Annotated in this window: 24 protein-coding genes; 8 read left to right on the forward strand and 16 right to left on the reverse strand. The window is 62.9% G+C overall.

The features are described from left to right. Positions 1 to 108 precede the first annotated feature (108 nt). Positions 109 to 462 (forward strand): hypothetical protein, encoded by a 354-nt coding sequence (locus tag D6B98_RS24700; protein WP_126259489.1) that lies wholly within the window; start codon positions 109 to 111, stop codon positions 460 to 462. A 395-nt stretch (positions 463 to 857) separates the two neighbouring features. Here the strand turns inward: D6B98_RS24700 and D6B98_RS24705 are convergent, their stop codons facing one another. Next, positions 858 to 1136, reverse strand: coding sequence for a hypothetical protein (locus tag D6B98_RS24705; RefSeq protein WP_126259490.1), 279 nt, complete (start codon positions 1134 to 1136; stop codon positions 858 to 860). Positions 1137 to 1185: 49 nt separating this feature from the next. Here D6B98_RS24705 and D6B98_RS24710 point away from each other — a divergent pair, with 49 nt between their 5' ends. Then, complete coding sequence (locus tag D6B98_RS24710; RefSeq protein WP_126259491.1) at positions 1186 to 1818, forward strand: hypothetical protein; 633 nt, start codon at positions 1186 to 1188, stop codon at positions 1816 to 1818. Between the two features lie 153 nt (positions 1819 to 1971). Here the strand turns inward: D6B98_RS24710 and D6B98_RS24715 are convergent, their stop codons facing one another. Further along, complete coding sequence (locus tag D6B98_RS24715; protein ID WP_126259492.1) at positions 1972 to 2811, reverse strand: trypsin-like peptidase domain-containing protein; 840 nt, start codon at positions 2809 to 2811, stop codon at positions 1972 to 1974. 603 nt (positions 2812 to 3414) lie between these two features. On the opposite strand from D6B98_RS24715, the gene D6B98_RS24720 reads away from it, so the two are divergent. Continuing rightward, positions 3415 to 4107 (forward strand): hypothetical protein, encoded by a 693-nt coding sequence (locus D6B98_RS24720; protein ID WP_126259493.1) that lies wholly within the window; start codon positions 3415 to 3417, stop codon positions 4105 to 4107. A gap of 292 nt (positions 4108 to 4399) precedes the next feature. Here the strand turns inward: D6B98_RS24720 and D6B98_RS24730 are convergent, their stop codons facing one another. The 6 genes from D6B98_RS24730 to D6B98_RS24755 form a co-directional block, all read right to left on the reverse strand. Further along, the gene (locus D6B98_RS24730) at positions 4400 to 5014 is read right to left on the reverse strand and encodes a hypothetical protein (RefSeq protein WP_126259494.1); all 615 of its coding nucleotides are present in this window, start codon (positions 5012 to 5014) and stop codon (positions 4400 to 4402) included. 142 nt (positions 5015 to 5156) lie between these two features. Then, positions 5157 to 5387, reverse strand: coding sequence for a hypothetical protein (locus D6B98_RS24735; protein ID WP_126259495.1), 231 nt, complete (start codon positions 5385 to 5387; stop codon positions 5157 to 5159). Positions 5388 to 5454: 67 nt separating this feature from the next. Next, positions 5455 to 5700 carry a hypothetical protein gene (locus D6B98_RS24740; protein WP_126259496.1) on the reverse strand — a complete coding sequence of 82 codons (246 nt, stop codon included), beginning with the start codon at positions 5698 to 5700 and terminating at the stop codon, positions 5455 to 5457. Between the two features lie 116 nt (positions 5701 to 5816). Next, the gene (locus tag D6B98_RS24745) at positions 5817 to 7040 is read right to left on the reverse strand and encodes an ABC transporter substrate-binding protein (protein WP_164718846.1); all 1224 of its coding nucleotides are present in this window, start codon (positions 7038 to 7040) and stop codon (positions 5817 to 5819) included. Between the two features lie 197 nt (positions 7041 to 7237). After that, positions 7238 to 8167 (reverse strand): alpha/beta hydrolase, encoded by a 930-nt coding sequence (locus tag D6B98_RS24750; protein WP_126259564.1) that lies wholly within the window; start codon positions 8165 to 8167, stop codon positions 7238 to 7240. A gap of 273 nt (positions 8168 to 8440) precedes the next feature. Further along, on the reverse strand, positions 8441 to 9010 hold the full coding sequence (locus D6B98_RS24755; protein WP_126259497.1) for an alpha-ketoglutarate-dependent dioxygenase AlkB: 570 nt from the start codon (positions 9008 to 9010) through the stop codon (positions 8441 to 8443). A gap of 81 nt (positions 9011 to 9091) precedes the next feature. Here D6B98_RS24755 and D6B98_RS40095 point away from each other — a divergent pair, with 81 nt between their 5' ends. Beyond that, on the forward strand, positions 9092 to 9232 hold the full coding sequence (locus tag D6B98_RS40095; RefSeq protein WP_164718835.1) for a hypothetical protein: 141 nt from the start codon (positions 9092 to 9094) through the stop codon (positions 9230 to 9232). Here D6B98_RS40095 and D6B98_RS24760 read toward each other — a convergent pair. Genes D6B98_RS24760 through D6B98_RS24770 form a run of 3 tightly spaced genes read right to left on the reverse strand, consistent with a single transcriptional unit; the run spans position 9229 to position 13037 of the window. Continuing rightward, on the reverse strand, positions 9229 to 10815 hold the full coding sequence (locus D6B98_RS24760) for an ATP-binding protein (RefSeq protein WP_126259498.1): 1587 nt from the start codon (positions 10813 to 10815) through the stop codon (positions 9229 to 9231). The genes D6B98_RS40095 and D6B98_RS24760 overlap by 4 nt on opposite strands. Then, on the reverse strand, positions 10812 to 11516 hold the full coding sequence (locus tag D6B98_RS24765; protein ID WP_126259499.1) for a response regulator: 705 nt from the start codon (positions 11514 to 11516) through the stop codon (positions 10812 to 10814). The genes D6B98_RS24760 and D6B98_RS24765 overlap by 4 nt, the downstream gene beginning before the upstream one ends. 12 nt (positions 11517 to 11528) lie before the next feature. Continuing rightward, positions 11529 to 13037, reverse strand: coding sequence for a DUF4153 domain-containing protein (locus D6B98_RS24770; RefSeq protein WP_164718847.1), 1509 nt, complete (start codon positions 13035 to 13037; stop codon positions 11529 to 11531). Positions 13038 to 13225: 188 nt separating this feature from the next. Here D6B98_RS24770 and D6B98_RS24775 point away from each other — a divergent pair, with 188 nt between their 5' ends. Next, the gene (locus D6B98_RS24775) at positions 13226 to 14587 is read left to right on the forward strand and encodes a glycoside hydrolase family 3 N-terminal domain-containing protein (protein ID WP_126259501.1); all 1362 of its coding nucleotides are present in this window, start codon (positions 13226 to 13228) and stop codon (positions 14585 to 14587) included. Here the strand turns inward: D6B98_RS24775 and D6B98_RS24780 are convergent. The 4 genes from D6B98_RS24780 to D6B98_RS24795 form a co-directional block, all read right to left on the reverse strand. Then, on the reverse strand, positions 14563 to 16215 hold the full coding sequence (locus D6B98_RS24780; protein ID WP_126259502.1) for an ABC transporter substrate-binding protein: 1653 nt from the start codon (positions 16213 to 16215) through the stop codon (positions 14563 to 14565). The two genes, D6B98_RS24775 and D6B98_RS24780, sit on opposite strands and share 25 nt — an antisense overlap. Positions 16216 to 16314: 99 nt before the next feature. Then, on the reverse strand, positions 16315 to 17586 hold the full coding sequence (locus tag D6B98_RS24785; protein WP_126259503.1) for a DUF892 family protein: 1272 nt from the start codon (positions 17584 to 17586) through the stop codon (positions 16315 to 16317). Between the two features lie 117 nt (positions 17587 to 17703). After that, on the reverse strand, positions 17704 to 19158 hold the full coding sequence (gene hydA / locus D6B98_RS24790) for a dihydropyrimidinase (protein WP_126259504.1): 1455 nt from the start codon (positions 19156 to 19158) through the stop codon (positions 17704 to 17706). A gap of 73 nt (positions 19159 to 19231) precedes the next feature. Further along, the gene (locus D6B98_RS24795; RefSeq protein WP_126259505.1) at positions 19232 to 19858 is read right to left on the reverse strand and encodes a TetR/AcrR family transcriptional regulator; all 627 of its coding nucleotides are present in this window, start codon (positions 19856 to 19858) and stop codon (positions 19232 to 19234) included. Between the two features lie 102 nt (positions 19859 to 19960). Between D6B98_RS24795 and D6B98_RS24800 the strand changes: the two genes are divergently transcribed. The 3 genes from D6B98_RS24800 to D6B98_RS24810 all read left to right on the forward strand — a co-directional run bounded on the left by D6B98_RS24800 (position 19961) and on the right by D6B98_RS24810 (position 21353). Further along, complete coding sequence (locus D6B98_RS24800) at positions 19961 to 20656, forward strand: PspA/IM30 family protein (protein WP_126259506.1); 696 nt, start codon at positions 19961 to 19963, stop codon at positions 20654 to 20656. Between the two features lie 40 nt (positions 20657 to 20696). Beyond that, positions 20697 to 20972 carry a YiaA/YiaB family inner membrane protein gene (locus D6B98_RS24805; protein ID WP_126259507.1) on the forward strand — a complete coding sequence of 92 codons (276 nt, stop codon included), beginning with the start codon at positions 20697 to 20699 and terminating at the stop codon, positions 20970 to 20972. Between the two features lie 174 nt (positions 20973 to 21146). Beyond that, entirely contained in the window at positions 21147 to 21353 is a 207-nt protein-coding gene (locus D6B98_RS24810; RefSeq protein ID WP_028134265.1) for a hypothetical protein, read from the forward strand. Between the two features lie 161 nt (positions 21354 to 21514). On the opposite strand, the gene D6B98_RS24815 is transcribed toward D6B98_RS24810, so the two are convergent. After that, the gene (locus tag D6B98_RS24815) at positions 21515 to 22360 is read right to left on the reverse strand and encodes an SDR family NAD(P)-dependent oxidoreductase (RefSeq protein WP_126259508.1); all 846 of its coding nucleotides are present in this window, start codon (positions 22358 to 22360) and stop codon (positions 21515 to 21517) included. Between the last annotated feature and the right edge of the window lie 141 nt (positions 22361 to 22501).

Here is a 22501-nt window from a genome sequence, read left to right on the forward strand (position 1 = left end):
GCAGACCATGTGTGGAGAGACCTTCACCCAACCCCCGTCTCATATCTCGCTGCGCTCAATGTGAGCCGACCCTCCCCCTCCGAGGACCCTCAGCGCAAGGCGCTCATAATGTCGCCGTGCGGCGTCGAGGTCACCATCCTTCTGGACTGGAATATCGAGGAGGATACGGAAGGCGACGACGCAGCAAACAAGCGCGTGCTCTCGACGTTTTACCAGGGGGCAGGCGGCGACCCGCGCGATGTGGTCAAGCGAATCCGTCCCATCGTGGAAACCTTCATGGTGAAGATAGAGCCGGAGCTAGCGAAAATTGGCAGCCTGGGCGACAAGCTGGCGAAAGTGAAGAAGGACGGAATGCCACAGTCCCTGCTCGACAAGTACGACGTTATCGACGACCTGAACACCTTCTCGCGCAAGTACATGCATGGAGAGGGTGAATCCCGATGCCGAACACCTCTCTGTTGATGAGCTGCGTGGCTATGTGAAGAAGACGCTGCGCCTGACCGGCAGCCTGTGAACTCCGGCACGTGCCGCAGCCGGCTGTGCCGCACCGCAATGACGATTTTATTTGAATGTCAGGCGCATATTACCCAGCATAAGGGTACACCGATTCTCGGTGCCAACGGTCAGGAGGACGGGCATGACCCGTGAAAACCTCTCGGCTGTTGCGGATGCAGTATCAATAGCTACGGGCCTCGTGCTTCTGTTCGAAGCGCTCGCGAAGTTGCTATAAGGATAAAATCCGCTCCCCGGCTCTGCCGGTAAGGAAGATTGGGCCGCTTAGAAGCAGCGTCCAAGTCTGGCGGAGGAAACAGTTTCCAAGGAGAAGCCGGGATGCCCTCGCATTCCGGCTTTCGGCTTTATAGGACTACTCGTTCCTCGACCATAACGCCACTCGCTTCATCAAAGCGATAGACCGTCTTATAGGCGCCCTCTATCGCATACATCTCGAAGGCGCGGCCGCCTGGATACTTCTTCCGGCCGACGCTCACGATGGGGACGCCCGCCTTCATCATCTCGGCGATACGCCCGCTAGGGCACTCGATCTTCGTCTCGCGCTGGATATCGGACGTGGTGCAGCCGCGCGGGCGCCGGAGCCGACTACGAACATACAGGTTGGTGTCGAGCGGGCTTGCCACCCTTTGTTGAGGCCTCCATAATTGTCCCATTGAAGCTGGGGTAAATTAAATGATTTCATCACTCGGCAATTTACTTGCTGCAGGTATCAGCGGACTAGGCCTTGCCTTAGCTATTCTGGCCTATCTGCTGCTTCGAGCGGAACAGCGTATCCCTGATCCACGAACGAGGATGATCAATGCCATTTACAGATACATGTACTTTTCGGCTTTCTTAGTTGTTGTTGGCTTGTCGATGGAGTTCGGAAAGCAGTGGGCTGAGTTACAAAAAGCAAAGCCAACGGTTGAGGTTGAGCAACTGGCAAAAGACGCTCCGGACGAGATGTGGTATGACGTACTACGAGCCACGCGTCGGCGCTTATTTGGTGAAGCAATGCCGCGAGAGTTCGTGCGCGGGGGGCCGCGCCCGGACGGCGTCTATCAGGTAGATGTGGTTCTCCAATCTGGCGAATGCCGGGACTACCTCGCGATGGCAAGGCCGCCCGCCCTTATCGATGTTGAAATACAAGGTATGGCCAACGAGGTCGTGAATACTCAGCTTGGAAAGCAAGATCATCTCGTCTTTGGGCGGTTATGCAAGGCCAAGTCGCCAACTCCGTCAGTCTCTGTAAAAATTGTTATGAAGTTTTTGAAGGGCGGCGGGGTTCACGCGCTAGAAACCTATTCGGCACCCGGCGCCTTCTGACACACAAAAGCCGCCCGTACTGGGCGGCTTTTGTGATGCTCAAATCAGTGGAGAACAACACCCTTCAACGCTCTATCAAAGAGGTGGGCCGACATTTATCCTAACTCTTATCCCTGTGAGGAACGTGAAGGGCGAGGATTGGAGCCCTTGAAGTTAGTCTTTGGCGACTGCCTTGACCGCATCAACCAGTGCAGAAATCTCTCTAGACTTAATCGCGTAGCCCAAATTCATCATCAGGCTTATCTCAGCCACCGGCACGGCATTGGTCGGGATATTGCGGATCACTATTTGTCCATCGGCTCTGATTACAGGGCCCGAGTAAAGCACGCCGATAAAGAGCAGCCGGCTTCCAATTTGGAGTGAGCCATCCTTTCCAGGGACGGAGCCGCCGTTATAGATGAAGACCGGAGAGCCCGACGAGCCTGGGAATGCGGCGATGTCGAGTGCAGTTGTCGGCACGCCATCTACTTGGAAGTCGAGAGCCGGATGTGAAGCTGTTATGCCCCGACGCGCGAGCGGGAAATTGTTGACCGCATCCCATAGACCGTTGGGGTAGCCGAACATCAAAACGTCTTCAACGGCGCTCAAGGAGGTCAGCAACTCGGGGCCTGGTATCAGGTCGGCATTTAAGTCCGTGACAAACGGAATGAGATTCTCAGGATTCGGAGGATCGCCGAACGGCACCGCGCATAAGTCGATCTTCGGATTCGGGTGAGGGACCCAAAAGTTCGCAGGTATGTTGACCGTGAGCTTGTGAGTCGGTTTCGGACGCATGCTGCTGCCCTGATGCGGGAAGCCATGAACTATAATCTGCGCATTCGCCACGCCTTCCACCACATGCTTGTTTGTTACCAGCATGCGGCCATGGCCTTTCGGCCCCGGAAAACCAAAGAAAAAACCCGTTCCGGTGCTGACGGAGCCGTTTGCTTTCTGTCCAACGATACGAGCCGTCGCAAACATCAGCTTTTCTGTGATCGATACCGGTTCGAACATCGGGCTCTCTTCTTTCCGTGGATGACAGATGTTGTCCCACCAGGCATCTTGCACAAGTTAAGGGTGTGCTACAATAGAAGGACCTAGCGGGGGCTGGGTACAAAGAAAGCCCACTTGCCCCCGCAGGTGAGCTTTCTTTGTTGCTGGGGGAATTGTCGAACGCGTGTGAACGTCAGCGCGTGCGAGTATCTGCTAGGCGAATTGGATACTCGCCTTTCCCCATCAGCGCGGAAAGCGTTGGAGCCCCATTTTCGGTACAGGGCAGTGCGCAGGGCCGAGCCACACGGATACCTCACGACACCGGGCGCATGAACGTAGGCACTTTGAAAGTTGAATAGCGGGGAGGAACGCTAGCTGCGGGCAGGCACATCCTGATAACCCGGACCTCCCTGCCGCTCAATTTTCAAGTTCGCGCCGCTGTTTTAAAACACCACTCTGGACTAGGACCATTTCCTAGGAGGGGAGGAGCACCAAGGACAACGAACGAAGCTGGGAGATACACCATGCGACGGGAGAGAAGGAAACGGAGTGGAGGGGTGGGGGCGGAGCTTTTAGAAGCGTCGCACAATATTTTCCAGAACGACGTAGACTGATGAGGTTCACATGGCCAAGCCGCCGCGAGTAGCTGATGACCCGCGCTTTCACAGAACGCTTTTTGGTTCGTTGACCGAATTTAACAAGGAGATGCCGCCCGCGGTTATTTACGTCGAGAACAACAACTTCAATTCTGGTTACGACATGCTGGCGTACGACTACAAAATGGCCGTGGACGCCATGATTGAGGAGTACCGAAAAGACGGACTGGGAAATTGGCAAGCGCCTATAGCCTATATGGCCCGTCAAAGTCTGGAACTGGCGCACAAGAGTCTTCTGGAAGAGACGGGACGAATGGGTAATTCGGTTCCGCTCCAAGTGATGTTCTCGCACAGCCTCGAAAACATCTGGAAGCATAGCCGTGATTGGATGCTGGAGCGCGGCTACCCGATCGAGAATGACAAGCGGTTCCCTGCCACGGAATGGCTGACGGCCAACTTCCATGCGGTCGATCCGGCAGGGGACCTGTTTCGCTTTGCTCAATCAACGGTCGCCGCATACAGCAGGCAGAAGACGTACGACCGCGCAGGTGTCTACGTCGGCTCGCTGAGTTCCTATCTCAATGACGCGCACGGCCTCCTAGCACACTGGGGGTCCGTGCTGAACGCGCAGAAGCTGAGGATGGAAGACGCCGACTGGGAGCCGAGCGCGTGGGACCCAAGTGACTACCCAAAAATCAAAGAAATCGAGTGGACGTGGTGATCCGATACGTGTTCACCACTTCCGGCCTCCAAGAACCTTACGCTTGGAGGCCGTGGGAAGCTCGGCTTTCAGCTTGTCGCGCTGGGCGCACAAGCCGTCGATCGTCGCCAGCATGCGCCCAAGCAGCGCCTCGGCAGACGCGGAGGAATCCCCGCCCTCTGCAGCTGAAGGATCTCCTTGCGCTGGCGCCCGACTTGGACGCGCATGCGCTCGATCTCAGCCCTGATGTAGTCGAGGTCTGGCATTGGCGGCTCTGAGTTCGTCAGCGGCCAATAGAACGAAGAACAAAGAGTCAAGAGGATGGATGGCTCGACGGCCCGTATATGGGCGGAGACGGAGGAAGGTTTGAAATCCTGAAATGAATCAAGAAGCCAACGAGAAGGTCGACGGCTTCATCCCACACCCGTTCGCATTCTTCGGCTGTGGCACAGTCGTCAGTCGTAATCCAAACGGCGCAGGTGAAGCCTGCAGCGTCGGTCTTCTTGAAGCGGCACCCCTGAAGCTCCCACCCGAAATGAACGGAATGCTTGGGCAAGAAGTCTCGAACGGGTGCTGCCTGGTTAAAGTGGAAGAACAGCGTGAAATAAAGCCGGGCGTCGGCAACCAATTCCGCATAATTGAAAGAGAACTCAAGGTAGCCGCGCTTCCAGAATTTTCCCTCATACTCATTCAGGGATTTCTCGCATCCGACCGTAAAGAAGTGCGTCTCGGCTGCGTTCAGCGCTATGAGTGCATCTCTTAGTGACGGGCAGTCTTGGACCTCCGCAATCGCCGCGGCGGCGTCTGGGTCGCCTTTGATATCCTTGAAGCCCTGATTGGTCCTACCGTCGTCAAGATCGACAGGATAGGGGACCGCCTTCGAGCGCGGCTCAATCATGAGCGTGAGCTTCAAGCTTTCTGGATTCATCTAAGTATCCGACTCATGCGGTGTCCAAGGCAGCATAGCGGCGTTTCACAGCCGTTACACGCCTCGAGGACGCGCGTGGACGGCATAAACGATAAGACCCCCACGCCGGGGGTCTCCATTCGTCTGTGAGCCGTTTACAGGCCTATTCGGCCTTGCTCTCGAACCGCTGCAGGACGAAGGCGTAGAAGGCGCCTGCGGTCACGAGGATGTTGGCGATAGTCTCCCAATAGCCCACGGCTATCAAGGTGCAGTAAAGCCCGGCCGTCGCTATCGACAGGACGAGCAGGATGCCGAGCGTCTGCCACTGGGACGTGGCCTTCTGCTTGAGCCCCTGGACGATGAGCGAGACGGCTGCTCCGATGAGTAATTCCATGTGAAATTTCGATGATGAGTAATCGGTGGCTTTGCGTCCACCGCCCCCTCTTCGTGCGTCCGCAGGGCTAGTGGGCACGAAGGGGAAGCGCTAGGCGGAAAGTCCGACCAAGTATCTCCAGTATCGCATGCCCGACGTGATGCGCGTCGCGATGGTGGATTGGTCTTTCAGCGAAGGCGCCGGTGAAGCATAGGCTCGGGTCGTAGCTGCCGGTCGCCTCGTTGGCGTCGATCTTCTGAAGGTTGTCGCTGAGGGAGTAGAGGGCCATGTGGGTGTGCAGCCCGGTGGAGAAGCCCGTGTTGTCCGCGATCATCAGGAAGCGCCGCGAACACGGTCTGGAAGACGGTGAAGAGCAGGGGGTCTCCCACCTTGCTCTCGTCGCGTGCCTGGTTGTTGGAGGTTCAGTACCACCGCGCGCGCTAGGCCACCTCACCTTGCCACCCCCTCCGTGAACGCCGTCTCGATCACCTCGCCAAAAGGCTGCCACGACCGTCCGTCGAACTGGACCAGCCGCATCTGCTTGATCGGCAGATAATTGCTCGGCGAGGTATTCATCCTGATGTTGGGCAGCGCGACGGAGGGGTTGTAACCCCTCAACGAGGCCGCCTGACGCATGATGTTCTCGCGTGACAGGTCGTCGCCGCACTGCTTCAGCACCTGCGTCAACGCCTCGGCCGCGGCGTAGCCGTAGACCGCGGCGTTGTTGTTGGTGCTTTCGACCTGATGGTACTTGTCCATGAAGGCGAACCATTCCTTCATGGCGGGATCGTCTTTCCAGGCGGGATCGCTCGGGTCCTTCAGGAACGCCGCCGAGATAACGCCGGCCGAATTCTCCAGGCCCGCGGGCGCCATCGCATTGGCGATCGAGGCGGAGGCATCGTTGACGATGAAGACCGGGCGCCAGTTGAGCGAAGCCGCGAGCTTGATCACCTTGGAGGCCGTCGATGGCACGCCGAGGAAGACGAAGATATCGGCGCCGGCGCGCTTGAGGATCGAGACGTGGCCGTCGAGGTGCTCGTCGCCGATGTCAAAGGCGATGTCGACGAGGACATGGCGGTTCAGGTCGCCCAGTCCCTCCTGGATCCCCTTGTAGAGCATGCGTCCGAACTGGTCGTTCTGCCAGAGCACGACGATTTTCTTCCTGGGGTAATAAGCCTGAATGTAGTTGGCGTAGATGCGCCCCTCCGACCGGATCGACGGCTGCCAGCCCATGGTCCAGGGGAACGCCCTGGCCTGGCTCAGCTCCTCGTCGCCGGAGGCGACGAAGAGCTGCGGGACCTTCTTCTCGTTCAGATACCAGCGCGCGGCGAGATTGCCAGGCGTGCCGAACGATCCGAACATCAGGTGCACGTCGTCCTTCTCGACCAGATTGCGCGTCAGCTCCAGCGCCGTCGACGGATCGGAATTGTCATCGCGCGTGATGAAGCGGATCTTGCGGCCGTTGATGCCGCCGCGCGCGTTGATCATGTCGAAATAGGCAGCTTCCGCCTGACCGATCGCGCCGAATTCAGAAAGCGTCCCCGAATACGGCATGACATTGCCGATGCGGATTTCCTTGTCGCTCGCCGGCTGTTCGGCGCGTTGCTGCGACATCGCCCCCAGCGAGGCGAAAGCGACGATCGAAATGAACAGCACTCTTCCGGTGACGCGCATGCTCGACACCTTTTCGTTGGCCACCAACGAGGTCGGCTCAGTCCGCACCAAGGCCGATTGATGTAGGTCAAGCGTTTGGCGATCGTGTGGCCTGCCGGGGCGCGGGCGAAACGGCAGGCGTGTTGACCGGATTGTCGGGTCCTGCGGACGAGGCCTAGCAAATGGCGTGAGTTGTCGATAGCGGAGCAACGCCGCTGCTACGGCAGCCCCCGCGCCTCCAGCTGGCGCACCAGCAGCAGCGTCGGCTCGGCGAGGCTGTCGCCCGAGCCGTCGAGACCGAGGGCGCTCGCGATGCCGTCGCGGCTGCGCAGCAGCGCGCTGCGCGGGCAATGGCCGGCGCCGCAGAGCGTCTTCTTCAAGGTTTCGCCCTGTGCCACGGTCCCAGCGGAATCGTCGGCGGACCAAGCCAGGACGATCGGAACATCGACATTGAGGATACCCGGGAAAACCGAGCGCTTGTTGTATTGGCTGACATCGCTGCCGAGATAGGCCTTCTCGCTGTCGCTCGCGTCCTTGCCCGCGCGGTAGATGCCGGACACCAGGACAACGGCGGCGACATCGGCGCGGTCGGTCTGAAACTCGGGATGCGCCAGCAGTGTGGCGACATGGAAGGCGCCGGCGCCGTAGCCGACCGCAACGATCGCGCGGGGGTCGCCGTTGAACAGGTCGATATTGCCGTGGACCCAGGACAGCGCCGCCGCGACGTCGGTGGCGCCCATCGGCCAGGTCGCTGACGGCGCCAGTCGATAGTTGACGCGCACGCCGATCATGTCGTTGCGCGCGGCAAAGCACATCGCCTGGTCCTGGATCTGGCGCGACAATTCCGGCGCGGCGTGGTCGCCGGTGAAGGTGTCGCCGGTCACGAACAGCAGCACCGGCCGCGGCGTATCCGCCTTGGTGGCGCTGGCGGCGACATCGAGCACGTTGGCTTCGCTCTCGCCGTAGCGCAGGCCGCGCGAGAAGGTGACCTGCTCGCACAGCCGCGCGGTGCCGCCGGCGGTGGTGTCGGAATCGGTGAGGCCGACCCGGATGAGATCTGAGGGGCCCGTGAGCCTTGGCGGCGCTACGACATGGGCAGACGCCGCCGTCATGGTCAGAAGCAGGAAAAATGTCAGGCAATTCTTCATGGTGATGCCGGCCTTCGGGGCCCATATTGGCCCGCAGATGTGGCCCGTCTTTTCAATTCGCCTCATTAGTCAGCCGGCCTTGAGGCGAATTCGCGGCACCTCCCACCGATTCGCGGCGGCACGGAACGGGCCGCCGGTCCGGCGTGCAGCCGGGTTTGGTACGCAAGTACGGTCCCCCCGGGACGGCTGCGCGTCGCCGCCGGGGGCTCGAGCCGGGATGGCCTTCTACTGTGCATGGGGTTGTTTTCGAAATTTTTCGTTTTGGACGGCCCGTCAGGTCCGCTTCATCGTCCGAAACGTGATGGAGTAACGGCGCGCCTCGACCGGCGGGATGCTGTGCTCCCATTGCGAGCGTGCCTCGTCTTGCATCAGGTAGAGCGAGCGCGGCTGCGCCTCGAGCGTGTGGCGCTGCCATTTGTCGTCGCACCGCCGGCGGAAGCGGAACTTGCAGGCCGAGCCCAGCGACAGTCCGAGGACCTCCTTGAACTGCGGCTTGTCGCGGTGCCAGCCGATGCCGACGCCGATATCGTATTCGGTGCAGAGCACCTGCCGGACGCTGGCCTCCGGCAGTCCCGCCCAGGCCTCGGCCCGGCGCGCGATCGGCAGGAGCCAGTCCGGGATCGGCTCCGCCTCGGCCAACCGCTGCAGCGAATAGTCATAGCGGTAGCCGAAGGACGCCACCCGCCGGTTGCCCTCGAACGCCCCGAACTGGAAGCGCTGGAGTGGCAATGCTGCGATGCGGCCGATCAGATCCTGCTCGAGGGCGGCTTCGATAAAATTGTCGGCATAGCGAAGCCCGGATGGCCCTGCTTCCGGCTCAGTGAACAATCCGAGCTGCGTCATTTCTCGCATATCCGTGACGGAACCTTTTGACGCCCCAAGCGACTTACATATGACGCGGGAGGTAACGCGCGAGAGGCTGTCATGGCACAGAAGCATACCGCCGATCCGGCAGAGATCATGCGGGCGACCGGTCATCCCGAGCTGGAATATGCCGCCGGCTGGACCATCGCGGGCCTGGTCACCATCGGCACCATCGTCGCCGCCTGGGTGTTTGCGATCTAGGCTATTGGAAATTGGAGCTCGAAGGCCGCCCCCTCTTCGGTCGGCTTGAGGCTGATCGAGCCGCCATGGCTCGCCATCACCGCGCGCGCGATCGCAAGCCCCATCCCGGTGCCGCCCTGGTCGCGGCGGGTGGTGAAGAACGCGTCGAAAATCCTGTCGCGGTTCGGCGCCGAGATCGGTTCGCCGTCATTGCTCACCGTCAGACGCAGGGTCGTGCGCTCGAAGGCCGCCTCCAGCCGGATCGCCCTCGCCTTGTGCCGCATCGCGTTGTCGGCAAGATGCGACAGCACGATCAGCGCCTTCTCGCCTGACATGGCGATGGAGCGGTCGAGGCTGCCGCTGGCCTTGATCGAGCTTTCCGGAAACCGGCTCTTGAGATCCGCGATCACCGGCGCGAGCTCGGTGCGCTCGTTCTGCGGCAGGCTCTCGGCGCGGGCGAGTTCGCGCAGCCGCTGCGCCATTGCCTCCAGCCGCTGGGTGTCCGAGAGGATGTTGGCGATGAAGGTGTTCTGCTCGGCCGGCGTCAGGCTGCCTGCCTTGCCCTGCACCGAATCCTGCAGCAGCTCGGCCGCGCCCTTGATCGAGGTCAGCGGCGATTTCAGCTCGTGGGTGAGGTGGGCCGAGAATGTCGCGATATAGTCCGAGCGCCGCGCCAGCTGCTCGGCCATGCCGAGGAAGCTGTGCGAGAGCTGGGCGAACTCGCGCGTGCCGTAATGCCGGAGCGGCTGGAACGCCTCGCGGTCGCCGCGGCCGATTCTGGCAGCGCGGTCGACCAGCTCGCGCATTGGCAGGGTGATGGTTCGCGAGAATACGAGGCCGATCGCGATGGTGCCGAGGATGACGGCGAGGCCGGCCAGCACGAACTTGGCCCGCTCCTGGTAGAGATGATCGAAGATGTTGCTCGGCGTCCGCGTGGTGTAGATCACGCCCGCGACGCGGTTGTTGACGATGACGGGCATAGCCGAGAACACGTGCACGCCGAGGCCGCGGCTGAAGGAATAGATCGGCGGCGGCGGCTTGTCCGGCACGCGGTTGCGCAAAGTGGCGCGGTATTGCCCGTGCAGCGCGTCCGCGACCTCCTCGATATGGGCGAGCGACTGCCCAACCTCCTGCCGCCCGGCGATGACGACGCCCTGCGGATCGAGGATCCGAAAGCCCGCCAGCGTCACCTTCTGCGTCTCGCGGATGATCGGCGTCAGTCTTGCGCCGATCTCGACATAGCCCGGCTGGGCGGGCCGGGGCGCTGGCAGCGCATCCGGTCGACGCCGCAGCAGATCGTTGGCGGTGAGATCGAGCGCGGGCCGGATCGGCGTCACCGGGTCGCCCGGATCGGGCAGCACGTTCGGCGGCACTTCGGCCCCGAGCGTCAGCCCGCTGTCGAGCCGCACTGAGACCTCCTGCGCGTAGATCGTCGCCAGCACGCGGCTCTGCGCAATCAGCTCGGCCTGGGTCTGGCGGATCAGCTGGTTGTCGTAGAGGCGGAAGAAGAACAGGCCGACCAGCGGCAGCACTGCGACGGTGGCCAGCACCGTGAAGATCACGAGGCCGAGCGACGGTCGCCATTTGTCGGGCGCCGCCTTCATGCCTCTTTCTCGCAGCGGCCGAGCTTGAAGCCGACGCCGTGGATGGTCTCGATCACGTTGTCGCAGGTCAGCGCCGCGAGCTTGGCGCGGATGTTACGGATGTGGCTGTCGATGGTGCGGTCGGAGACCTGGATGTTGAGCTGATAAGCCGCGCGCATCAGCTGCTCGCGGTTGAAGACCGAGGTCGGCCGGGTCAGGAACGCACGCAGGATGCCGAACTCGATCGCGGTGAGTTTCAGCGGCGTGCCGGCGAAGGTCGCCACGTGCTGCTCGGGATCGAGAAGCAGGCCGCCTTGGGTCAGCGCGGCGGGGCCAGCCTTGGTCTCGCCGTTGCGCGGGTTGAGCCGGCGCAGGATGACATTGACCCGCGCCACCAGCTCGCGCGGGCTGAACGGCTTCGTCACGTAATCGTCGCCGCCGATCTCGAGGCCGAGGATGCGGTCGATCTCCTCGTCGCGCGCCGACAGGAACAGGATCGGCACGTCGGACGTCCTGCGGATCTCGCGGCAGACGTCGAGGCCGTCGAATTCGGGCATGCCGATGTCGAGCACGATCAGATCGGGCTTGTCGGCGGCCACCCGGCCGAGCGCCTCCTTGCCGTCGCGCGCCTCGATCACGTCCATGCCGGCCTTCTTCAAAGCGACGCGGATGACCTCGCGGATGTGGCCCTCGTCGTCGACGATGAGAATGCGATGCGCCAAGGAACTCTCCGCTCAGCCGGCCGGCCGGGTGCCGGACGGATCCTTCGCCAGCGCGTCCAGCCTGCGCTGAAGCCGCCAGCTCCGAAAGCCCCAGCTCCGCCAGGCCAGATCCTGGCGCTGCTGTTCTACAAGGCGGTCGCGTCGCGACACAAGGCAGCTCTCGCTCGAGCCGGGCCGGAGTGCGATGGCCCTGTCGATGGCGGGCAGTGCCTGTGGTCCGAGCGTCAGGAGATAGTTGATGTCGATTGGCATGCCGTTGCCCGATGCTTCCCGGCTGTGAGTGACATTATAGTCGGCGATGAAGGCATCGAAGTTCACGAGCGAGCAGCCATAAAGCACGGTCGCGAGCGCGATCAGATTGGCGCCGACGAGCCATTTGTTCGACCGCTGGAGGGCGATGCGGGTCACGATCAGGACCAGTCCGAGCGCGACCAGCCCCATCCAGATGAAAGCCGCGACGCGCCAGTAAGTCAGCATGTAGACGCCGACGTAGAGATCGAGACGAAGGATGGAGGAGGCGACGAGAAGCACGTTCTGTCCCACCCAGAGATAGACCAGCGGCCGGATCACCGTCGAGTTCTCGGCCGGTCCGCCCGGGCGCATCGCCACCAGCACGAAGGCCGCGGCGAGCAGGGCGGTTACGATCAGCGGATAGGCCCCACGATGCGCATAGCCTGCATAGGTCAGATTGTCGGGCAGTGCCAAATGGCCCCAGAGATAGATGCCGTCGAGAACGGACTGCGCCGCGAACAGCAGGTTGAACAGGATCAGCGAGCGCAGGATGGTGGAGGGGCCGAGGAATTCGGCGGAGGCAACGGGCGGGAGCGGCGGCGGCACGAGACCGTCGGCCGCAGCGGTGTTGACGATCGGCTTGCGCCGCCAGCGCACGTGAATGAACGGCCAGACCAATGCCAGCATCAGCGCCCAGAACAGGACGCGCGGGATGCTGACATAATGAAGAATGAGCTTCGGATTGAGCAGGGACACCCATTGCTCGATCACCGGATTGGCCGCGGCGAAGAGCGCGACGAAGACCGTGCTGAGCGCCGCCGGCAGCAGCCAGCGGGCGATGCCGCGGGTGAGCGCCGACGCGTCGAACGCCTGGGGCACATCGAGAAAGAGCCGGAAGGGACTGAGCAGGACGAAGTTGCGCAACGCGCGGCCGCGGTCGGCGAGCCCGGTCGCTTCCGCATTGGTCGCGAGCAGCAACGCGATCATCAGCGATGCGACCAGGATCAGGAACGACAGCGTGTTGAGCTCCTCGATCACAGGCACGAGACCGGCGGCGAGAACGGCCGAACCGACCAGAGCGCGGCGCGGATCCATGGCCGCACGATTGAAGCACACCGACACGCCGGCGATCGCGATCGCAAAGAGCGCCAGCGACAGCCCGATCCGCTGCCCGTAGAACAGCCAGTCGGCGAGCGCGGCCAGCACCAGCGCGAGGCCGATCTTGGCCGGGATCGAGGAATGGCCGATCGGCTTGATTTCCTCCGCGATCGTCGAAGCCAGGCTTGTCATGTCCAGAAGACCTTTCGTGATGGTTGGCATGACGAACTCTGGACGGCGCTTGTGCAGAAGGCGGGACCATCGTCTGCACGGCTTCAGGAGTCTTTTGCAGATTTCGTGCAGGCGCGCTCTTGCCTCTCGCGCAACGCCAGTCGCTTTGATAGGTGCGAAGCATTCGCCCTCATCGCATGTGGCACATCATGCAATTCCTCCGTCGTCTCGGTCTCATTCTGCTGTGGCTTGCCGCGCCTGTCGTCGCGTTCGCGGCCCTAAACAAGAACGATCCCTATCTGCTCGTGCTGCGCGGCGCCGGAAACATCGCGCTTGTCGCCGCAAGCATCATGATCGTCGCCGTTCTGCTGCGGTGGGGACGTTGGCGCACCATCGCCGGCAAGCTGCTCGTCATGCTCTGGTGCCTGCCGCCGGTTCTGATGTCCGCGGCGCATCTGAAGTTCGAGTTGCGCAGGCACGACGTTCTCAGCGCCAGCGCTGCCGAGGCGCGCCAGCTCGGGGCTCACTTCATGGTCGGCTATTCCTCCTTCCCGGAGGTCGCGCGCCTTGCCAGGCAGGGATTGATCCGCGGTGTCTATGTCACCCGGCACAACATCCGCGGCGGCACGGTCGAGGCGCTGCGGAGCGAGATCGCCGCGCTCCAGGACATCAGGCGCGCAGCCGGCCTGCCGCCGTTGGTCGTCGCTGCGGACCAGGAGGGCGGTATCGTCGGGCATCTCGCGCCGCCGCTGACGAAAGTGCCGGCCCTGGCGACGCTCGCCGAGCTTGCGCCCGGCGACCAGCAGGCCAAGGCCGAAGGATTCGGCCGCATCCACGGCCGGGAGCTCGCCGGGGTCGGCGTCAATCTCAATCTCGCCCCGGTGCTCGACCTCAAGCCGCCGGCGCGGCGCAACCGGCTCGATTTCCACACGCTGATCGGCCAGCGCGCGATCGCGACCGATCCGGCCGTCGTCAGCACCATCGCGAGCGCCTACGTGCGCGGGCTGGAAGAATCCGGCGTCGGCGCCACGCTCAAGCATTTTCCGGGCATCGGCCGCGTGCGCACCGACACGCATCATTTCAGCGCCAAGCTCGACACGCCGGTCGAGGAGCTGGAGGCATCCGACTGGCTTCCGTTCCGCGACGTGCTGTCGCATTCGCGCAGCGCGCTGATGGTCGGTCACGTCACGCTCACTGCCGTCGATCCTGATCGCGCCGCATCGCATTCGAAATCCGTCGTTCAGGGCATCATCCGCGACAAGTGGAATTACCAGGGGGTGGTGATGACCGACGACCTCGTGATGGGCGCGATCTACCAGAACGACGTCTGCAAGGCCGTGGTCGAGGCGATCAATGCCGGCGTCGATCTGCTGCTGGTGGCCTATGACGGCGCGCAGTTCTACCGCGTCTTCGCCTGTGCCCTGGACGGGGCACGGCGGGGCAAGCTCGACGCGGCCATGCTGCACGCGAGTGAGACGAGGCTGGCGAGGGGCTTTCCGATCGCGCAGGCTCGGGCGGCAGGCGGTGTTCGGGTGGTGGAAAAGAATCAGCCCTTCGCGAACTGGCGATAGTCCGGTTCGCGGTGAAACCAGAATTCGTAGCCGGTGATGGCCTTCTGCATCGCGACATCGTGGATCGGCTGGTTGAGCGGAACGACGGGAACGTCGCGCATGCAGAGCGCGATGAAGTCCTTCACGGACCGGTCGTATTCCGCCGCATCCGCGGTGAACCGCGCCTTGTCGATCAGCGCGTCCATCTCCTTGTTCTGGTAGGAGGAGATGTTGAAGATCGAGTTGTTGCCGTGGAAATTCCAGTAGAAGTAATATTCGGGATAATCCAGCCAGCCGCTGAAGCGGTTGAGGGCGAGCGGCAGCTCCTTCTTGTTCAGCGTCGTGCGCCAGTTCGCGCCCGGGATTTTTTCGATTCCCGCCTTGATGCCGATCTTGGCGAGGCTCTCCTGGATCAGGATCGCCGTGGGTTCGCCGACGGTCGCGGTGCCTGTGTCGAGCGACAAGGTCGTCTCCAGGCCGGAGGCGAAGCCGGCTTCCTTCATCAACGCCTTCGCCTTGTCGAGGTCGGTGACATAAGGAAATGGCTGCGGCCAGACCGGCTTTGAGACGTCGGCCGCGCCGCCATACATCGGAACCGCGCGGCCGAAGAACGCACTGCTCTGGATCTGCTCATACGGCATCGCCCAGGCGATGGCCTGGCGCAGCTTCACATTGTCGAACGGCGGCTTCGCGGTGTTGAGCGCAACATACCAGAGTGCATTCGGGATCGGCACGCCCGACACCTTGACCTTGCCCTCCCGGATGATCTGCTCGAAATCGCGCGGCGCAAAGCCGCTGGAAACGTCGGCATCGCCCCGCTCCAGCATGGCGCGGCGCGTGCCCGCGGAGGGGACGTCGCGCGCGATCACGCGCTTGACCTTCGGCAGCGGGCCACTCTTCCAGTCGTCGAACCGAACCAGCACGGTTTCGCTGCCCGGCTTCCAGCTCTCGATCTTGTAGGCGCCGCCGCCTGCCTCGTTGTTCTTGAGCCAGGCCAGCGCCCACGGGTCTTCCGGCGTCGCGTTCTTCTTGGCGAGTTCGGAATTGATGATGAAGGGCACGACGACGGCGACGTTGAACAGCAGCATCTTGTCCTTGCGGACATAATCGATACGGAAAGTGTGGTCGTCGACCACCACGAACTGCTCCGGCTTCTCCAGCGATCCCGCCGACATCTGGAAGGTCGGAAAGCCGCCGACCTTCACGGCGCGGTCGAACGACCATTTGACGTCCTTGGCGGTCACCGGCGTGCCGTCATGGAATTTCGCATCCTTGCGAAGCTTGAAGGTGCACGACATGCCGTCGGGCGCGACCTCCCAGCTCTCGGCGAGCTCGGGCGCAAGCTTCTCGCGGTCGTACGACAACGTGCCGTCTGGCAGGGTCTTGGAGGCGTAGGTGAGCAGGCGGTCGTAGCAGTTCCAGGACAGGCCGTTCACGGTCTGGTTGGAGCCGACGCCCTGCATGTCCAGCGAGTTCGGCCCGAGCTCCTGCACCACCAGCAGCGTCTCGTTGCGCCCCTGGGCCCAGGCGAGGCGTGGAGCAAAGGCTGCCATACCGGCGACACCGAGGCCGCCGAGCACGACGCAGCGGCGGTTCAAATCGAGGGGTGAAACGCTCAAGGGTGCCTCCTGTCCGGAATGATCCGGCATCGAGAGGCAAGGTGTATGCCACGGGCGGGACTTGCCAAGCCGTCCCGCGAAGAGGCGAGGCGGCTTGGGTCCGGCGACGCGTTGCGCGATCGGCGCTCCTTATTCAGCCTGCTCCACCGCGGCGGGCATCTTCGCGACCGACATCAGCGATCGCGCCACCTGGTTGAGGAGGAGATCGGCATTCTCTTCTTCCGCAAGAGATTTGGAGAGCAGGGCGACGATCGCGCTATGCCGGAGCTGCTGCGCCAGGTTACGTGCCGTGGTGTAGCCGGACATCTCGTAATGCTCGACGCGCTGCGCCGCTGAGATCAGCGCGAGGTCGGCGGCTGCGTCCTCCTTTTCCTGGCCTTCCTTCATGACTTCCTGGCCTTCCTCGATCAGGCCCATCATGCCCTTGCAAGGCTTGGCGCGAGCGGTCTCGCCGAGCAGCTCGAAGCATTCGTTGATGCGCTCGACCTGGTTCTCCGTCTCGGCCAGATGCTGCTCGAACAGTTCGCGCAGCTGGTCGAAGCGCGCGGCCTGCGCCATCTTGGGAAGCGCCTTGGTCAACTGCTTCTCGGCATGGAGGATGTCGCGCAGCTCGTGAAGCAGAAGGTCGGTGAGGCCCGCCTCGTCGACGGGCGACGAGCTCTCCGCGACGATCGACGGGGCCGCGCCGGGGTCAGAAGATTGGAGGGCGGGCGATTCCGTGAACACCCACTCCTCTCCTTCGTTCCAGGGGCCGCGGGTGTCGATTTCGCCGTGGTCGCCGCTACCGGTGGAGTCGTTGAAGAACTGGTTCACGAGGCCGGGCGTCGGCGCAATCCTGCCGACACTGAAGGCAGGCTTCGACAGGCTTTCGAGCGCTCGCGCGAAGGCCTTCATATGCGTGATCTCGCGCGTCATCAGAAACTGCAGCGCGTCCTTGGAGCCAGCGTCGTCGCAGAAATTGATCAGCCGTTCGTAGACAATCTTCGCACGCGCCTCGGCGGCGATGTTGCTGCGAAGATCGACGTCGAGCTCGCCGGTGATCTTGAGATAGTCGGCGGTCCAGGGATTGCCTTGCGAGTTGAACAGGTTGACGCCGCCCCCGCCGGCGATCGCGATCAGCGGATCGGCTTCGGCCGCCTGACGGTCATTCTTCGAGGGCGCAAGGTGCATCCGGGCGAGGCAACCGACGACTTCGAGATGGCTGAGCTCCTCGGTGCCGATGTCCATCAAGAGGTCCTTGCGGTCGGGATCCTCGCAATTCAGTCCCTGAATCGAATATTGCATCGCGGCCGCAAGTTCGCCGTTGGCGCCGCCGAACTGCTCGAGGAGCATATTGCCGAAGCGCGGATCGGGTTCGTCGACGCGCACGGTGAACATCAGCTTCTTGACGTGGTGATACATGAGGGACTCGCGTGCTGGAGAGAAACTACGCGACAACGAGGCCTCCAGCCGTTCGTTCCTAAAGTCTCTCCAAGATTGAGGTCGTTACCCCGGACTTCTGCCAGGGAGTGCGATGGCTTACGGCGTCACCGCGCCGCGCGCGACGGCGCGCGGAGCCGTCAGTTCCTTCCAGTTGGAATTTGCCACATGCACCGGCGAGAAGGCGGGACGTTCGACGTATCGCCCATCGCCGGCCTCGGCGCGCAGATCGCCATCCGTCCAGACGATACGACCGCGCGACAGCGTCGCCGCCGCACCGCCGATGCAGGCAAAACCCTCGAACACGTTGTAATCGATCCGGCTCATCTGCCGTTTGGCACTAATAGTCTTGCTCGCCTTCGGATCCCACACCACGATGTCGGCATCAGAGCCTACGGCGACCGCGCCCTTGCGCGGATAGATGTTGAGGATGCGGGCGATGTTCGCCGAGGTTACCGCGACGAATTCCTCTTTCGTCAGCCGCCCCGTGGCGACGCCCGCGGTCCAGAGCAGCGCCAGGCGATCTTCGAGGCCGCCGGTGCCGTTCGGGATCTTCCTGAAATCGCCGCGCCCGAACCGCTTCTGCTCGGTGGTGAAGGCGCAATGATCGGTCGCAACCACCTGTAGCGAGCCGGCTTGCAGCCCGGCCCAGAGGCTGTCCTGATGCGACTTGTCGCGGAACGGCGGCGACATCACGCGCTGTGCGGAATGGTCCCAGTCCTTGTTCTGATATTCGCCGGCATCGAGCAGCAGATGCTGGATCAGCGGTTCGCCATAGACCCGCTTTCCACTGGCCCGCGCGCGAGCGATGGCTTCATGCGCCTCGCGGCAGCTGGTGTGCACGATATAGACCGGCGTGCCGGTCATATCGGCGATCATGATGGCGCGGTTGGTGGCTTCGCCCTCGACCTCCGGCGGCCGTGAATAGGCGTGGCCCTCGGGGCCGGTGACGCCGCGCGCGATCAGCGCCTCCTGCATCAGGGCGACGACGTCGCCGTTCTCCGCATGGACGACAGGCATGGCGCCGAGATGGGCGCAGCGCGCGAACGAGTTGTAGAGCTCGTCATCGTTCACCATCAGCGCGCCCTTGTAGGCCATGAAATGCTTGAAGGTGTTGATGCCGTAGGTCTTGACCACAATCTCCATCTCGTCATGGATCTGCTTCGACCATGACGTCACCGCCATGTGGAAGCCGTAGTCGCTGGCCGCCTTCTCGGATTTGTGCCGCCACTCCTGATACGCCGCGAGCATGGATTGGCCGGGATCGGGCAGGCAGAAATCCACCACCATGGTGGTGCCGCCGCTCAGCGCCGCCTTGGTTCCGGATTCGAAATCGTCGGCGGTGACGGTGCCCATGAACGGCATTTCGAGATGGGTGTGCGGATCGATCCCGCCCGGGATGACGTAGGCGCCACCTGCATCGATGATCTCGCTCCCTGTCGGCGCATCGAGCGAAGCGCCGATCGCGACGATGGTCTCGCCGGCGATCAGCACGTCCGCGCGGCGCGAATGATCGTGATTGACGACGGTGCCGCCGCGGATGAGGAGGGGCATGAGTAGCTCCGAGAGGTGAGGGACGGCTCGAAGGCTAAGCGTGCTACTGGCGATGCGACAGGTGAAATTTTAGTCAGCCGCCGCCGCTCCTTTCCACGTCGCGCACGATCAATCCGTCGATCATCGCACGCACCAGTCCCGCGATCTCCTTGCGCAGCGCCGGCAGCGGCACGGCAACCAGCTTCTGCTCCAGTCCGAGCGCCACCATGCCATGCACCGCCGAGAACAGGCTGCGCGCCGTGATGCCGAGCTCCTCGCGGCTGCGCTTCGGAAACAACGCGGCCAGCGGCTGGTAGATGTGGCGGAACAGCTGCATCTGATCTTGGACGGACCAGTCGGGGACGACCTTGTCGGCCTCCATGCGGTGCTCGAACAGCGCGCGCCAGAGCTGGAGATTTTCGGCCGCGAAATCGCAATAGGCGAGGGCGATGCGGACCAGCGTCTCCTGCGGCGATGGCTCGCCCGCGCTTTCCGCGGCGCTGAGCGCCTCGTCCAGCCGCAGCAGCGTGCGCGAGCCCACACGCAGGATCAGCTCGTCCATGTCGGCCACGAGGTTGTAGACCGCGCCATTGGCGCAACCGATCTCTCGGGCGAGATCACGGGTTTTCAGCCCCGACAACCCACGATCGGCGATCATCCGCTCCGCCGCCAGGATCAGGTCTGATCTCAATTTCTCTCGACGTTCCAGGGTCTTAGACATCTTTATCCAAATTTTTGAGCGTTGCTCAAAATATTCTTGAACGATGTTCAGGTTCCTTGCTACAAAGGAATTGTGAGCAACGCTCATAACAGGGAGCTGAAGATGTTCAAGACTGTAGTGACACTTTTCCGCGGCAGCGTGGCCGCCGCGAGCGAAGAGCTGGAAGACCGGACGGCCCTTCTGATTCTCGACCAGCAGATGCGCGATGCGGCTGCCGCCGTCGAGCGCAGCAAGCGGACGCTGGCGCTGGCGATCGCGCAGGACCAGCAGGAAGGCCGCAAGCTCGAGGCGACCCTCGCCCGCATCGCCGATCTCGAGACCCGTGCGGTTGCGGCGCTCGACGGCGGCCGTGACGACCTCGCCAGGGACGCCGCCGAAGCCATCGCGGGCCTGGAGGCGGACCGCGATGCCGCGATGACGGCCCGCGCGCTGTTCGCGACCGAGATCGCCCGGCTGAAGCGGCACGTCGCAAACGCACAGGCCCGCATCACCGAGCTCGATCGCGGCCGCCGCGTCGCCCGTGCCTCGGAGGCGGTCCGCTCGTTGCGCCGCAGCGGCATTGAGGCCGCGCGTCCATACGAAACCACGCTGCCGGAGGCGGAGAGCACTTTGCGGCGTCTGCGCGATCGGCAGATGGAAGCTCAGGCGGCCGACGATGCGCTGGTCGAGCTCGATGCGGCCACCGGTCCCATCGCCGTCGCCGAAAGATTGGCCGAGCAGGGCTTTGGCCCGCGGCTGAAGACGACCGCAGACGACGTGCTGGCGCGGCTGAAGTCCAAGCGCTCGCCGACCGCCTGATCCCAAACCCCGTCATCATTCGTCCTCACAGGAGACCATCATGAACCAGAACGGCCAGCCCCACAGCAACGCCTGGGTGACCTTCACGTACGCGTCCTTCGCAGCCTCCGCCTTCCTGGTCGCCATCGGCGTTTTCTTTCTGCCGATCGACGTCTGGATGAAGGGCTATCTCACCATGGGCATCGTCATGCTGGTCCAGACCTGCATCACCCTGACCAAGACCGTGCGCGACAATCACGAGAGCAGCCGGCTGGTCAATCGTATCGAGGATGCGAAGGCCGAGCGGCTCTTGATGGAGGTGTCCAAGGCCGCTTGAAAAACAACGCTCCGAGCCGATCAGGACGACAAGCGGGAGGGCCGCGGAGCAATACGCGCCGCGGCTCTCGCGTCCGGAACTGAACGCTTGATGTGCTCTGCGATCCGTATCCTGCATTGTGCTCCGACTGCAGGTGCGATATGGCTCTCGCGCGTTCAGAGGCGGAGACCAGCTTTGTCGAAACAATCGCTGCGTGAGGAGGCCGAGCGCCTGATCCGCGAATCGATGGAAAAGAAGTCCATCGTCGTCAAGCAGGGCACGACCCGCATCGAGGCTGTCTGCGGCAAGTGCGGCGCCCCGAACCGGGTCCAGGCGGAGAAGGGCCAGAGCCGCGTCAAGTTCGCCTGCAAGAATTGCGGGCATCAGCAAGAGACGCTGTAGCGCGCTTGCGCTAACGCGCCGCGCCGCGACACTCTAACCCCTCATCCTGAGGAGACCGCTGAAAGCGGTCGTCTCGAAGGATCGAGGCCGGACTGCCTCAGTCGGGCCTGCATGGGGCTCGAGACGCGAAGGGCGCGCTCCTCACCAAGAGGGTCTGACAGCTACTCCCCCTCCACAAACTTCTTGAACGCATCCGCGTAGTCCGGATGCCAGCGCGATAATGGCGGGCGGTTCTCGACGATGTCGCCGGCGGCCCACAGCATGCGCTTCTCATCGAGTGCGCGCGGCACGTCGTTGTCCGGGCACAGGATGTAGAAATCGCCGGCCTCCAGCCGTGCCAGCATGAAATCGACCGTCTGCTCCGGCGTCCAGGCGCCGGCCGGCTTTTCGGTGCGCCCCCTAGCGGTGAGGCCGGTGAAGACGAAGCCGGGGATCAGCAGGTGTGCCGAGAGGCGACAATCCTTCGTGTTGCGCAGCTCATGCTGGAGCGCTTCGGTGAAAGCTTTCACGCCGGCCTTGGAGACATTGTAGGCGGGGTCGCCCGGCGGCGTGGTGATGCCCTGCTTGGAACCGGTGTTGATGATGAGGCCGGACCTGCCGCGCGCGATCATGTTGGGTGCGAAGATGCGCGAGCCGTTGATGATGCCCCACATGTTGACGGCGATGATGCGCTGCCAATGATCGGGCTCGCCGAACAGCGTGCTGCCCGGCTGGATGCCGGCATTGTTCATGAGGATGTCGGTGCCACCGAACCGCTCGCGTACCGCGCGCTCGAGTTCCGTCAGGCTCTCTGTCTTGCTGACGTCGACCACGGCCGTCATCACGTTCGCGGCACCGGCGATGGATGACAGTTTTGTTGCGGCCTCGACCAGGCGTCCCTGATCGACATCCGCGATGCACACCTTGATGCCGGTGCGCGCAAACGCCGCGGCGGCGGCAAACCCGATTCCGGATGCGCCACCCGTGATGACGGCAACGTTGTCTTTGACGATGGCGGGATGCGACATGGCTGGACTCCGGCGAAGCTGCGTTGCGCTCGGTCGCGTTATAGCACGCGCTCGGTTCGACCCTGCACAAGTCGGCATGGGAGGTCTTCGCTCCACGCCGTCTTTACGCCCCTCCGGGCCGGTTGTACTTATACGACCAAC

The sequence above is a fragment of the Bradyrhizobium sp. LVM 105 genome (assembly GCF_003957705.1).
GTDB lineage: Bacteria > Pseudomonadota > Alphaproteobacteria > Rhizobiales > Xanthobacteraceae > Bradyrhizobium > Bradyrhizobium frederickii.

What these genes read in the sequence shown, in the direction of transcription:
- D6B98_RS24700 (WP_126259489.1), top strand. Translation starts at nt 109, where the DNA reads ATGTCGCCGTGCGGCGTCGAGGTCACCATCCTTCTGGACTGGAATATC.
- D6B98_RS24710 (WP_126259491.1), top strand. Translation starts at nt 1,186, where the DNA reads ATGATTTCATCACTCGGCAATTTACTTGCTGCAGGTATCAGCGGACTA.
- D6B98_RS24715 (WP_126259492.1), bottom strand. Translation starts at nt 2,811, where the DNA reads ATGTTCGAACCGGTATCGATCACAGAAAAGCTGATGTTTGCGACGGCT.
- D6B98_RS24720 (WP_126259493.1), top strand. Translation starts at nt 3,415, where the DNA reads ATGGCCAAGCCGCCGCGAGTAGCTGATGACCCGCGCTTTCACAGAACG.
- D6B98_RS24730 (WP_126259494.1), bottom strand. Translation starts at nt 5,014, where the DNA reads ATGAATCCAGAAAGCTTGAAGCTCACGCTCATGATTGAGCCGCGCTCG.
- D6B98_RS24735 (WP_126259495.1), bottom strand. Translation starts at nt 5,387, where the DNA reads ATGGAATTACTCATCGGAGCAGCCGTCTCGCTCATCGTCCAGGGGCTC.
- D6B98_RS24740 (WP_126259496.1), bottom strand. Translation starts at nt 5,700, where the DNA reads ATGATCGCGGACAACACGGGCTTCTCCACCGGGCTGCACACCCACATG.
- D6B98_RS24745 (WP_164718846.1), bottom strand. Translation starts at nt 7,040, where the DNA reads ATGCGCGTCACCGGAAGAGTGCTGTTCATTTCGATCGTCGCTTTCGCC.
- D6B98_RS24750 (WP_126259564.1), bottom strand. Translation starts at nt 8,167, where the DNA reads ATGAAGAATTGCCTGACATTTTTCCTGCTTCTGACCATGACGGCGGCG.
- D6B98_RS24755 (WP_126259497.1), bottom strand. Translation starts at nt 9,010, where the DNA reads ATGACGCAGCTCGGATTGTTCACTGAGCCGGAAGCAGGGCCATCCGGG.
- D6B98_RS40095 (WP_164718835.1), top strand. Translation starts at nt 9,092, where the DNA reads ATGGCACAGAAGCATACCGCCGATCCGGCAGAGATCATGCGGGCGACC.
- D6B98_RS24760 (WP_126259498.1), bottom strand. Translation starts at nt 10,815, where the DNA reads ATGAAGGCGGCGCCCGACAAATGGCGACCGTCGCTCGGCCTCGTGATC.
- D6B98_RS24770 (WP_164718847.1), bottom strand. Translation starts at nt 13,037, where the DNA reads ATGACAAGCCTGGCTTCGACGATCGCGGAGGAAATCAAGCCGATCGGC.
- D6B98_RS24775 (WP_126259501.1), top strand. Translation starts at nt 13,226, where the DNA reads ATGCAATTCCTCCGTCGTCTCGGTCTCATTCTGCTGTGGCTTGCCGCG.
- D6B98_RS24780 (WP_126259502.1), bottom strand. Translation starts at nt 16,215, where the DNA reads ATGCCGGATCATTCCGGACAGGAGGCACCCTTGAGCGTTTCACCCCTC.
- D6B98_RS24785 (WP_126259503.1), bottom strand. Translation starts at nt 17,586, where the DNA reads ATGTATCACCACGTCAAGAAGCTGATGTTCACCGTGCGCGTCGACGAA.
- hydA (WP_126259504.1), bottom strand. Translation starts at nt 19,158, where the DNA reads ATGCCCCTCCTCATCCGCGGCGGCACCGTCGTCAATCACGATCATTCG.
- D6B98_RS24795 (WP_126259505.1), bottom strand. Translation starts at nt 19,858, where the DNA reads ATGTCTAAGACCCTGGAACGTCGAGAGAAATTGAGATCAGACCTGATC.
- D6B98_RS24800 (WP_126259506.1), top strand. Translation starts at nt 19,961, where the DNA reads ATGTTCAAGACTGTAGTGACACTTTTCCGCGGCAGCGTGGCCGCCGCG.
- D6B98_RS24805 (WP_126259507.1), top strand. Translation starts at nt 20,697, where the DNA reads ATGAACCAGAACGGCCAGCCCCACAGCAACGCCTGGGTGACCTTCACG.
- D6B98_RS24815 (WP_126259508.1), bottom strand. Translation starts at nt 22,360, where the DNA reads ATGTCGCATCCCGCCATCGTCAAAGACAACGTTGCCGTCATCACGGGT.